The sequence below is a fragment of the Nocardia sp. NPDC056541 genome (assembly GCF_042794235.1).
GTDB lineage: Bacteria > Actinomycetota > Actinomycetes > Mycobacteriales > Mycobacteriaceae > Nocardia.
The window spans coordinates 210,119-221,629 of record NZ_JBHTUD010000005.1; the positions used below are offsets into that span (position 1 = coordinate 210,119).

Sequence of the window (11,511 nt, forward strand, 5' to 3'; positions counted from 1 at the left end):
GAAATCATGCGTGAATATCTGAAGCTCTACATCGACGGGCAGTGGACCGACCCCGCCGAGCCCCACACCATCGACGTGGTGAATCCGGCCACCGAGCAGGTGTGCGGCACGGTGGCCGTCGGCACGGCGGCGGACGTGGACCGCGCGGTCGCCGCCGCGCGCGCCGCGTTCGACGGGTGGTCGAGCACCGAGCCCGCGCAACGGCTCGCGCTGCTGCGCGCGGTTCTCGCCGAATATCAGAAACGCGCCCCCGATCTCGGGGCGGCGCTGATCGAGGAGCTGGGGGCACCGGCCGCCCTGGCCAACGGCTTCCAGGTGGACCTGGGGACGGGCCACCTCAGCACCACGATCGAGGTCCTCGAGGGATTCCGCTTCGAGGAACAGCGCGGCGCGTCACTGATCGTGAAGGAGCCGATCGGGGTCTGCGCCCTGATCACCCCGTGGAACTGGCCGCTGAACCAGATCGCGGTGAAGGTCTTCCCCGCGCTGGCCACCGGCTGCACCATGGTGCTCAAGCCCTCCGAACTCGCGCCGTTCTCCGGACAGATCTTCGCCGAGATCCTCGATGCCGCCGGTGTTCCGGCCGGGGTGTTCAACCTCGTGCAGGGCGACGGCCTCGCCGTCGGCGTGCCGTTGGCGAGTCATCCCGACGTCGACCTGGTCTCGTTCACCGGCTCGGCCAGGGCGGGCATCGACATCGCGCGCAACGCGGCGGCCGGGGTCAAGCGGGTCACCCAGGAGCTCGGCGGCAAGAACCCCAACATCATCCTCGATGACGACGCCTTCGCCGAGAACGTCGGCAAGGGCGTGGTGAGCATGATGCTCAACTCGGGCCAAACCTGTAGCGCGCCCTCGCGCATGTTGGTGCCCGCCGCGCGGATGGCCGAGGCGATCGAGGTCGCCCGCGGTGCGGCCGAGGGGGTCACCGTCGGCGATCCGCACGGCGAGTTCGCCATCGGCCCGGTGGTCTCGGCCAACCAGTTCGACAAGATCCAGACACTGATCGCCAAGGGCATCGGAGAGGGGGCCACACTGGTGGCAGGCGGGCCCGGCAAACCGGACGGTCTGAGCATCGGCTACTACGTGCGGCCCACCGTCTTCGCCGAGGTCACCAATGACATGACGATCGCCCGCGAGGAGATCTTCGGGCCGGTCCTGACGATCCTGGGTTACGACGATCTCGACCACGCCGTCGAGATCGCCAACGACACCGAGTACGGCCTGGCCGGCTTCGTCGCCGGCACCGACCTGGCGCAGGCGCGCGCGGTCGCCCGCCGGATCAGGGCGGGGTCGATCGCGATCAACGACGGGTTCGATTTCCACACGCCTTTCGGCGGCTACAAGAAGAGCGGCAACGGCCGCGAGTGGGGCGATTTCGGCTTCCACGACTACCTCGAGATCAAGGGCGTGCTCGGTTACGCGCCGCCGGAAGAATGAGAGGCGACCGATGCCTACCCTGGCCACGAAGAAACTGAGCGACGCCGTCGGCGTGGAGGTGCTCGACGCCGACGCCGACCGGCTGCTGCACGACCCCGACATTCCGGCCGCGTGCATGGCGGCGCTCGAGGAGCACGGCGTCCTGCTGTTTCGCGAACTGCACATCGGCGACGAGGCGCAGGCGGCGTTCGGGCGGCGGCTGGGCGAGCTGGTGCAGTTCCCGCTCTACGCCAACCCCGATGTCATGCAGATCAGCTTCGACCCCGACAATCCCAACGCGGAGTACTTCGCGAGCAACGATTTCTGGCACCTCGACGGCGCGTTGGACGCCATCCCGGCCAAGGCGTCGATGCTCAGCGCGCACGTGATCGCCACCGAGGGCGGCGAGACCGAGTTCGCCAGCACCTACGCGGCCTACGACAACCTCTCCGACGACGAGCGGCAGCGCTTCGCCGACCTGCGGGTGGTGCACACCTTCGCCGCGATCCAGCGACTGACCTACCCGGACCCCACCGAGGAGCAGCTCACCGAATGGGCCTCGCGCACCGTGCGCGAGCATCCGCTGGTGTGGCAGCACGACACCGGGCGGCGCTCCCTGGTCTTCGGGGCGACCACGTCCCACATCGTCGGCATGGACCCCGAGCAGGGGCGCGCACTGCTCGACGACCTCCAGGCGCGCGCCACCGCCCCGGAGCGCGTGCTGCGCCACGCCTGGTCGGTGGGCGATCTGGTGATCTGGGACAACCGGGGCCTGGTCCACCGGGCGTGCGAGTTCGACCGGCGTGAACCGCGTCGGATGCACCGCACCACCCTCGCCGGCGACGAGGCCATCAAATGAGCGCCCGCACCGCGATCGTCACCGGCGGCGCGTCGGGGATCGGCGGCGCGATCAGCGCGCGGCTCGCCGCCGACGGGGCATCCGTCGCCATCTTCGACCTCAACGGTGACGCGGCCAAGAACGCCGCCGCCGCGATCGAGAACGCCGGCGGTCGGGCGATCGGCCTGCCGGTCGACGTCACCGACCGCGCGGCGATCGACGCCGGGGTCGCCGAGGTCCGCGCCCGGCTCGGTCGACCGGCGGTGCTGGTGAACAGCGCAGGTCTCACCCTGGACGGTCCCTTCCTCGAGATCAGCGCCGAGACCTGGAACCGGGCCCTGGCGATCAATCTCACCGGGACCTTCGACTGCTGCCAGGCGGTGATCCCGGACATGATCGAGCAGGGCTGGGGACGCATCGTCAACATCTCGTCGTCGAGCGTGCACAGCGGCGCGGCCGGGCTGGCCGGGTACGTCGCGGCGAAATCGGGCGTGGTGGGTCTGACCAAGGTGCTCGCGCTCGAGTTCGCCAAACGCGGCATCACGGTGAACACCATTCCGCCGGGCTTCATCGACACCCCGATGCTGCGCCACACCGTGGACAAGGGGTTCATCGACGTCGAGGCGCAGATCGCGCGCACTCCGGTCGGCCGGATCGGCACACCGGCCGACGTGGCCGCCACCTGCGCGTTCCTGGTGAGCGAGGAGGCCGGTTATCTCACCGGTCAGATCATCGGCGTCAACGGCGGGCGGAACACGTGACAGCGGCGCAAGAGCCCCGCATCGCGCCGTTGCCGAAGGCGGAATGGTCCACGGAGATGACCACGTTCATGGCCGAGTATCGCAGCGCGGCGATCGGCGACAAGCCGTCGACCGGGCGGCAGAGCGGGGCGAACCTGCTGGGCACGCTGGCCAGATATCCGGCGCTGGCCAAACCGTTCCTCACCTTCAACGGGCACTTCCTCTACGGCTCCACGCTCTCGGCCCGGCAGCGCGAGCTGCTGGTGCTGCGGGTGGCGGCGGTCCAGCGCTGCGGCTACGAGTGGGCCCAGCATTCGATCCTGGCCGCCGACGCGGGCCTGGAGCCCGAGGAGATCGCCCGAATCGAACGGGGTCCGAGCGCGCCCGGGTGGTCGGCGATCGACGGCGCGCTGCTGGCCGCCGTCGACGAACTGCTCGGCGACGGGGCCGTGAGCGGCCCGACCTGGACCGCCCTGGCGACCGAGTTCGACGAGCACCAGCTGATGGATGTGGTGTTCACCGTGGGCATGTACGCGATGCTCGCCATGGCTCTGAGCTCGTTCGCCGTGGCGGCCGAAGCCGCGCTGGTGCCGTACCTGCCCGCACCGGAGTGAGCGCGGGCAGGTGGGCGCGGATTATCCGCGGCGGGTGAGCACCGCGTCGGCGGCGGCCCAGTGCTCATCCGCCACCCACAGGCGCGCGAAGGCCGCGACGGCTTCCTCGGCCGACACCCCGCCGACGACGCGCTTGATCTCGGCGGCCTGCGGGGTGGCCAGCGATCGGGCCAGCGCGCGCCAGCCGTCCTCGAACTCCGCGCGCGGCAGCACCCGATCCACCAGGCCGAGTCGCTGCGCCTCGACGACGTCGAGGATCGCGCCGGACCCGGCGAGCAGCAGCGCGCGGCTCTTGCCGACGAGGGCGGCGAGTCGTTCCGCGCCGCCCCAGGCCGGCATGATCGCCAGCGCGGACTGGTTGAAGCCGATCTTGATATCGTCGGCGGCGACGCGGATGTCAGCGGCCACCGCGAACTCGGCGCCGCCGCCGAGCGCATGCCCGTTGAGCGCGGCGATCACGGGGGCGGGGAAACTCGCCAGCCGGTCGCAGATCGAGCGCATCCGCCAGGCCATCGCGGCGGCCTGTTCCTCGGTGCGCAGAGCGCTGAGTTCTTTCAGGTCACCGCCGGAGACGAACGCGCGCTCACCGGCTCCGCGCACGACGAGAGCACGCGCACCCGCCGCCTTGTCGAGCGCCTCGTCGAGCTCGTCCATCGTGACGGGCGCGATGGCGTTGCGCGCGTGCGGTCGATCGATCGTGATGACCGCGACGCCCTCGTCCAGCTCGAGCTCGACCATCTAAGATTCTCCCATCACGAGATTGTCATTCTTGTTTTCAGAGAATAACATCAGCGCCGCAGAACTTCGGATCGGGCATTGGAGTCTCACGTGCGCAGCATTCCCGCCGACTTGGTCGAGCGTTACCGAACGCAGGGCTGGTGGACCGGCGAACCGATCGGCGAGCTGCTGACGCGCGGCCTCGCCGCCGCCCCGGACACCGAATTCCGGGTGCACTCCGCCGAGCGTCCCTGGTCGGGCACCTTCGGCGAGGTCGAGCACCGGGCCCGTCGCCTCGCCGCGGGCCTGCGCGCTCGCGGCGTGGGACCCGGCGACGTCGTGGCCTTCCAATTGCCCAACTGGATGGAGGCCGCCGCCACCTTCTGGGCGTCGGCCTTCCTCGGCGCGGTGGTGGTGCCCATCGTGCACTTCTACGGCGGCAAGGAACTGACCTACATCCTCGAGGCGACCACGCCACGGGTGTTCATCGGAGCGGAGCGCTTCGGGCGCCTCGAGTTCCAGGCCGATCTCTGCGCCGACATCCCGATCGTCGGCGTGGTGGGACGCGACTTCGACGACCTGCTCGCCGACGAACCGATGCCCGGATTCCTCCCGACCGATCCGGGCGGCCCCGCACTGATCGCCTTCACCTCGGGAACCACCAGCGCGCCCAAGGGCGTCATACACAGCCATGAGACCCTCGGTCACGAAACCCGGCAGCTGTCCGCCTGGTACCCACCCGACCGCGGCAAACAACTCACCGCGGCGCCCGTCGGGCACTTCATCGGCATGGTGAACGCCTTCCTGATCCCGGTGCTGGACGCGACGCCGGTGAACCTGGCCGATGTGTGGGATCCGCAGCGCGTCCTCGCGCTGATGCACAGCGACGGACTCACCGTGGGCGGCGGCGCGACGTACTTCGTCACCAGCCTGCTCGACCACCCCGATTTCACCGCCGCGCATCTGCCCCGGATGCGGTACGCGGGCCTGGGCGGGTCGTCGGTCCCCGCGGCGGTCACCCGCAGGCTCGACGAACTCGGCATCACGGTCTTCCGCTCCTACGGCAGCACCGAGCACCCGTCGATCACCGGGTCACAGATCACCGCGGCCTCGGACAAACGCCTGTTCACCGACGGCGATGCCCTACCCGGCGTGGAGATCCGCCTGGCCCCCGACGGCGAAATCCTCAGTCGCGGACCGGAATTGTGCCTCGGCTACACCGACGACGCCCTCACCGCCGCCGCCTTCGACGCCGACGGCTGGTACCGCACCGGCGACATCGGCGAACTCGACGCCGACGGCTACCTCACGATCACCGACCGCAAGGCCGACATCATCATCCGCGGCGGCGAGAACATCAGCGCCCTCGAAGTCGAGGAGGTCCTGCTGACAATGCCCGGAATCGCCGAGGCGGTCGTCGTCGCCGCACCGGATGCCCGCCTCGGCGAGCACGCCGCCGCCGTGGTGCGACTGCGCACCGGCCACGAGATGCCGACCATCGACGAGATGCGTACGCACTTCGACAAAGCCGGTGTCGCCAAACAGAAGTGGCCCGAGGAGCTGCACCAGGTCGAGGATTTCCCCCGAACTGCCAGCGGCAAAGTGCAGAAGTTCCACGTCCGACGAAACATCGCCGACCGCCAACCGTTGCACGGCTGAACTCCCGCGCCCAGACGTAGAGCCGCGAAAGCCCACGCAGCGACCACGTACAGGCTCGCATCAGCGCGCCGATGGTGCCGAACCGACGCCATCGGCGCGCAGCTCGAGAACGCTTGGCCACCCTCGATTTCCAGCAAAGTCGATACCGGGCGATCAGGTCTCAACTCGCCCGCTGGCCTGTACGGCTACGACCTCCTGCGGATCGGCCATCGAAGTCGTCCGACACGCTGGTACCCATCGCTCATTTCCAGCGACGCCCGCGCCAGTACTAGTGCGTGATCCGATCACGAATCAACGACAATGGGCAACTGAAGTCGGAACCAACTCGGCAGGAGTTGTCCTTGTGCGGATGACCTACGATTCGACGGCAAACGCCGCGATGATCTACCTCGCCGATCGCATCGGCCCCGGACAAGCCGCCCGGCAACAAGCAGTGCTACTCGATGGGGCCGAGATGGTCCTGGATTTCGATGGCGATGGCGTGCTACTCGGCATCGAGGTGATCGGCGCACGCGAAACCATCTCGGCCGACGTACTCGACGCGGCTGAACAAATCGGATGATCCCCGCCGGTTCGGGCTACTCGGCACACGCTGCGGGTAGCCCGAACCGGCGGCTCGATCTGATGACCGCATCAACCCGAAGCGAGATGCGATCACCTGGCATTGCTGCCAATACTGTGCTGATCGACTCAGCGATCGCGGCCACCGTCATCGACGGACCCGCCTACGACTGAGCCGTGTCTCGCGCGTCGGGCCCGGCCAGGATCGTCACGGCCGCGACCGCGGTGGGGCCACCGATGGAGTGCGCCAACCCGATTCGGGCCCGGTCGACCTGGTTCACCGCGTCGCCGCGCAACTGCTCGAACAACTCTACGCACTGCGCCACCCCGGTGGCGCCCGGCGGATGTCCCTTCGACTTCAAGCCGCCGCTCGGATTGACCGGTAGCGCGCCGCCCACGCTGGTGACGCCGGCTTCGACGAGCTTGTGGGCCTCGAACCGATCGGCGAACCCGAGATCCTCGTAGCTCATCAACTCGATGCCGGTGAAGAAGTCGTGCACCTCGGCGACATCGATGTCCGACGGGGTCAGCCCGGCCATGCCGAACGCCTGGCGCGCGGCACGGACCGTGGCGGGGAATGTCGTCATGTCCCGCTTGTGCTGGTGCATCACCGAATCCATGCCGAGTCCGACCCCGCGGATCCACACGGGGCGGTCGGTGTAGCGATCAACCACGTCCTCAGCCACCAGCACGAGCGCCGCCGCCCCGTCGCTCTGCGGCGCGCAGTCGTAGAGCCCGAAGGGCGTGACCACCGTCGGCGCCGCGAGGGCTTCCTCGATACTGATCTCGAAGCGCAACCGCGCCTTGAGGTTTCGGACACCGTGCCGATGGTTCTTCACCGCGACCATGGCCATGTGTTCGCGTGTGGCAGGTGATTCGTGCAGGTACCGTGCCACGTGCAGCGCGAACCCGGCAGGCGCGACCAGCCCGAGCGGGTAGTCCCAGGCCATGTCCCGGGTCATCGCCTCCCACTCCCACAGCATGTCCTTGGATGCCGACTCACGCAGCTTGTCCGCGCCGACCACCAGGGCCACGTCGATAGCGCCGGAGGCGATCGCGAGCAGCGCGTTGCGGACCGCGTCGTGCCCGGTGGCGCAGGCGTTCTCGACGCGGGTCACCGGAATGTCGGGCAGCCCGAGGGTGTCGGCGAGAATGCCGGAGGCGAACCCGTCGGCGGTGCCGAGCTCACCGAACCACGCCGCCTGGATGTCGGATTTTCGGAACCCCTTGTCGATGGTGCGCGCGCAGTCGGCGAAGGCCATCGGCACCAGATCTTTGATGCCGAGTGCGAAATGCTCGGCGAAGGGCGTCATTCCGGCGCCGACGATGGCGACTCTTCTCATGCTGCCGACTCCTGTCGTTCGGGGGTTTCCGGTTCGAAGGCGTAGCCGTAGTCCGGCACGCCGGAGCGCACCGCCACGCGTCGCAACACCATGCGGCCGCGATCGCCGATGTCCACCGAACCCGGTTCGGCGCTGGTCACTTTCACCAGCGCGCGCACGCCGACCTCGTCGAGTTCGACGATGACCAGCGAATACGGCGTTTTCAGCCCGGGCACCGGCACGTGCACGGTCACCGACGTGTACACGGTGGCGGTGCGGGGCAACGGCACCAGCGTGTAGTCGGTGCGCAACGTGCCGTCGTCGTCCACCCGATAGCGGGGTGGGAAGTCCAGTTCGTCGGTGCCCTCGTGGCGTCCGGCCGCCCAGCGCACTTTCGCCTCGAACGCGCGCTCATAGGCGGCCAGCGAGATCGGGATGTCGGCCCCGGGCACGAAGCTCGTCACCGGTTTCTCCCGCGGCGGCGGTTCGCGCCGATGCACCGGCACCGCGCCCGCCGCGACCGTGACGCCGGACAGACTGCCCTGTTCCACCCCGACCAGCGGGCCGGCCTGTCCCGCGTCCACCATCGCCGCCAGCGCGAACAATCCAGAACTCGCACCCAAGGTGGGCAGCGGCGGCGGAGTACCGATACAGAGGTCGGTGGCCTGTTCGTGATCGACACCGGCCACCGCGACCGGGGTGTCGAGCCAGGACGCGGCCAGTGACCCGAGAAGTCCGCGTTCGCGCAATAGTCGGGGGTCGCCGTAGTCGTGCACGACACCGGTGGCGTAGCGGGTCCGGACCGGCAGGCTCCGGGCGACGCGCGCCGCGGTGCGCACCTGCAGTCCGCGTTCGCCCGTGACGGCGGCGGCCGCGCCGGCCGGATCGAGGTCGACGCCGATCACCAGGGTTCGCGGCCGCGCCGAGCCGAGGGCGTCGAGGGTCGCGGGTGCGCCGCCGAGCCGTTCGGTGACCTCGAGCTCGGAATCCAGACCGAGGCCTGCCAGCAGTACCGCGGCGTTGCCGCCTTCCAGCAGCGGCAGATCCCGGCTTACCAGCACGACGTGCTCCACCCCGGCCCCCGAGGCAATCGCGGCCCGGCCCGCTTCGACGGCGAGGGTGATCGCGTCCTCGTCGTCACCGGGTACGCGCTGTTCGGCGGTACCCCAGCACGGCAGATAGGTACCGACCGAAGCGATCAACGGCATCGTGCTCTCCCGACCTAGGTGATAATGTGATTCTCATATTAGAGAATGCAGTCTAGCAACAGGCCGGAATCGGTGACATCGCGATCCCGCTTCTAGATCTTTCCGACAATTGAATGGGGAGTCTCCATGACTGGGACAACTCTCCCGCTGCCCAGCGGCGGCATCACCGTCATCCAGCGCCTGCGCGCGTACGCCTACCACTACGGCACGGCGGTGCTGCCGGATCTCACGATCGCTGCCTGTGCCGTGCTCGTCTCCGCGGAGGCGGGCCATCTCACCCTCACCCCCACCGAGTCCGAAGGCGACCCCACACCATGACCAGTGCCGGTTCCGATCTGGTGCGGCTACCGCACGAGGTACCGATCAGCTCCTACGTCGTCGATATCGACGGAATCCCGATGTCGGCCACGGTCGCCGAGGCGGCCGACCCGCGCGCCGTCATCATCGCCGTCCACGGCGGCGTGACGACCTCCGCCTACTTCGACTGCCCCGGCCACCCCCGGCTGTCGCTGTTGCGTACCGCGCCCGCGCTCGGGTTCACCGTGGTCGCGATCGACCGACCCGGCTACGGCAGTTCGGCCCCGCACGCGGCCGACATCGCACCGGCCGCCCGCCGCGTCGACCTCGCCTACGCCCTGGTGGAGCGCATGCTCGGTACGCGCGAGCGCGGAGCGGGGATGTTCATCCTCGCGCACTCGGCCGGGTGCGAGCTGGCCGTCCGGATGGCCGCCGACGAGCGCGGCGCGCAGTTGCTCGGCATCGAACTCGCCGGCACCGGCAGAAAACACCACCCCGAAGCCATCAGCAACCTGACAGCGGGCGGGCCGGGGCGCGGCGAACGTCTGCGCGAGCTGCTCTGGCAGCCGAGCCGCCTGTATCCCACCGAGGTCTTCGGCGGCGCGGCGATCGCGTCGCCGGGCCCGGCGTACGAGGCCACCATGATGCCGCAGTGGGTGGCGCACGATTTCGAGCACACCGCCGCGCAGGTCCGCGTTCCCGTCCAGTTCACCGTGGGCGCGTACGAAAAGGTTTGGCGCACCGACCCACTCGCGTTGGGCGAGATCACCGCGCTGTTCACGGCCGCGCCGCGCGTGCTGCTCCACGAGCAGGCCGACGCGGGCCACAATCTGAGCATGGGGCATTCGGCGACCGCCTATCACCTCCGGGTGATGTCGTTCATCGAGGAATGCGTGATCGCGCGCCGCTGAGATCGCCGATCAACGAAATCCGCCCCACGACAAGGATTGTCGTGGGGCGGATTTCGTCGGTGTCTCAGAGGCCGAGGGATTTGGCGATGATCACCTTCATGACCTCACTGGTTCCGGCGTAGATCCTGGCCACTCGCGCGTCGGTGTACAACCGTGCGATCGGGTACTCGCTCATATAGCCGTAACCACCGAACAGCTGCAGACACCGATCGACCACGCGGCCTTGCACTTCGGTGGTGAACAGCTTCACGCGTGCCGCGTCGGGGCCGGACAGTTCACCGTCGACCAGATCCAGCACGGCACGATCCACCATGGCCTGCGCCGCCTCGACCTCGGCCGACATCGCGGCGAGTTCGAACTTGGTGTTCTGGAAGGACGCGACCGGTTTCCCGAAGGCCTTGCGTTCCTTGACGTAGTCGATCGTGGCGGTGATCGCGGCCCGCGCCTGGGCGACCGAGCCGACCGCGACCGTCATCCGTTCCTGCGACAGATTGTTGCCGAGGTAGCCGAAGGCCTCGCCTTCGGCCCCGAGCCGATTCGCCACGGGAACCCGGACCGCGTCGAACGACAACTCGACCGTGTCCTGCACCTTGCAGCCCATCTTGTCCAGCACCCGCCCACGCTCGAAGCCGGGCATGCCGTCCTCGACCACCAGCAGGGTCAGACCCGCGCGCCGGTTCTCCGGATCGGTCGAGGTCCGCGCCACCACGATCACCAGATCGGCGAGCAGGCCGCCGGTGATGAACGTCTTCGCGCCGCTGAGCAGATAGTCGTCGCCGTCGCGCACCGCGTAGGTGCGCATCCCGGCCAGATCGGAGCCGGTGCCGGGTTCGGTCATCGCGATGGCGGTCAGCAACGAACCGCTCGCCAGCCCGGGGAACCAGCGTTCACGTTGCTGTTCGTCGGCGTAGGCCAGGAAATACGGGAGGATGACATCGAGCTGGGTGCGCACCGTGCTCAGCGTCACCAGCGCTCGCGCCGCTTCCTCCTGCAGGACGGCGTTGTAGCGGTAGTCCCGCAGGCCCGCTCCCCCGTACTCCGGTGGGATGGCGACGCCGAGAATGCCGAGGGCACCGAGCTTTTCGAAGACCTCGCGCGGCATCTGCCCGGCCTTTTCCCACTCGGCGTAGTGGGGCGCGATCTCCTTGTCGATGAATTCCCTGGCCAGCCCGCGGAAGGCTTCGTGGTCCTCGGTGTAGATGTCTCGGCGCACCGATGTCTCCTTGTT

The 11,511-nt window shown here is 68.8% G+C and carries 12 protein-coding genes; 8 read left to right on the plus strand and 4 right to left on the minus strand.

The window, feature by feature from the left end; all coding sequences use genetic code 11:
• The first annotated feature begins 6 nt into the window (after positions 1-6).
• The 4 genes from ACFQ9R_RS10875 to ACFQ9R_RS10890 are packed head-to-tail and all read left to right on the plus strand — an operon-like array spanning position 7 to position 3,608.
• On the plus strand, positions 7-1,437 hold the full coding sequence (locus ACFQ9R_RS10875) for an aldehyde dehydrogenase family protein (protein ID WP_378990238.1): 1,431 nt from the start codon (positions 7-9) through the stop codon (positions 1,435-1,437).
• 10 nt (positions 1,438-1,447) lie between these two features.
• Positions 1,448-2,275 (plus strand): TauD/TfdA dioxygenase family protein, encoded by an 828-nt coding sequence (locus ACFQ9R_RS10880; protein ID WP_378990239.1) that lies wholly within the window; start codon positions 1,448-1,450, stop codon positions 2,273-2,275.
• Positions 2,272-3,015 carry a 3-oxoacyl-ACP reductase FabG gene (gene fabG, locus ACFQ9R_RS10885; RefSeq protein WP_378990240.1) on the plus strand — a complete coding sequence of 248 codons (744 nt, stop codon included), beginning with the start codon at positions 2,272-2,274 and terminating at the stop codon, positions 3,013-3,015. The genes ACFQ9R_RS10880 and fabG overlap by 4 nt, the downstream gene beginning before the upstream one ends.
• A gap of 56 nt (positions 3,016-3,071) precedes the next feature.
• The gene (locus tag ACFQ9R_RS10890; RefSeq protein WP_378990241.1) at positions 3,072-3,608 is read left to right on the plus strand and encodes a carboxymuconolactone decarboxylase family protein; all 537 of its coding nucleotides are present in this window, start codon (positions 3,072-3,074) and stop codon (positions 3,606-3,608) included.
• Positions 3,609-3,629: 21 nt separating this feature from the next.
• Here ACFQ9R_RS10890 and ACFQ9R_RS10895 read toward each other — a convergent pair whose 3' ends face one another.
• Positions 3,630-4,346, minus strand: coding sequence for an enoyl-CoA hydratase/isomerase family protein (locus ACFQ9R_RS10895; protein ID WP_067444827.1), 717 nt, complete (start codon positions 4,344-4,346; stop codon positions 3,630-3,632).
• Positions 4,347-4,436: 90 nt separating this feature from the next.
• On the opposite strand from ACFQ9R_RS10895, the gene ACFQ9R_RS10900 reads away from it, so the two are divergent.
• Together ACFQ9R_RS10900 and ACFQ9R_RS10905 are read left to right on the plus strand one after the other, a co-directional pair.
• A complete protein-coding gene (locus ACFQ9R_RS10900) occupies positions 4,437-5,984 on the plus strand; it encodes an AMP-binding protein (protein WP_378990242.1) in 1,548 nt (515 codons plus the stop codon).
• Between the two features lie 349 nt (positions 5,985-6,333).
• On the plus strand, positions 6,334-6,546 hold the full coding sequence (locus ACFQ9R_RS10905) for a DUF2283 domain-containing protein (protein ID WP_378990243.1): 213 nt from the start codon (positions 6,334-6,336) through the stop codon (positions 6,544-6,546).
• A 163-nt stretch (positions 6,547-6,709) separates the two neighbouring features.
• Here the strand turns inward: ACFQ9R_RS10905 and ACFQ9R_RS10910 are convergent, their stop codons facing one another.
• Complete coding sequence (locus ACFQ9R_RS10910) at positions 6,710-7,888, minus strand: beta-ketoacyl synthase N-terminal-like domain-containing protein (protein WP_067444820.1); 1,179 nt, start codon at positions 7,886-7,888, stop codon at positions 6,710-6,712.
• Positions 7,885-9,075 carry an OB-fold domain-containing protein gene (locus tag ACFQ9R_RS10915; protein WP_378990244.1) on the minus strand — a complete coding sequence of 397 codons (1,191 nt, stop codon included), beginning with the start codon at positions 9,073-9,075 and terminating at the stop codon, positions 7,885-7,887. Before ACFQ9R_RS10915 ends, ACFQ9R_RS10910 begins: the two co-directional genes overlap by 4 nt.
• Positions 9,076-9,201: 126 nt before the next feature.
• Here ACFQ9R_RS10915 and ACFQ9R_RS10920 point away from each other — a divergent pair, with 126 nt between their 5' ends.
• Positions 9,202-9,393, plus strand: a complete 192-nt coding sequence (locus ACFQ9R_RS10920) for a hypothetical protein (RefSeq protein WP_378990245.1) — start codon at positions 9,202-9,204, stop codon at positions 9,391-9,393.
• Positions 9,390-10,283, plus strand: coding sequence for an alpha/beta fold hydrolase (locus ACFQ9R_RS10925; protein ID WP_378990246.1), 894 nt, complete (start codon positions 9,390-9,392; stop codon positions 10,281-10,283). The genes ACFQ9R_RS10920 and ACFQ9R_RS10925 overlap by 4 nt, the downstream gene beginning before the upstream one ends.
• 64 nt (positions 10,284-10,347) lie before the next feature.
• On the opposite strand, the gene ACFQ9R_RS10930 is transcribed toward ACFQ9R_RS10925, so the two are convergent.
• Positions 10,348-11,496 (minus strand): acyl-CoA dehydrogenase family protein, encoded by a 1,149-nt coding sequence (locus ACFQ9R_RS10930; RefSeq protein ID WP_378990247.1) that lies wholly within the window; start codon positions 11,494-11,496, stop codon positions 10,348-10,350.
• Positions 11,497-11,511 lie beyond the last annotated feature (15 nt).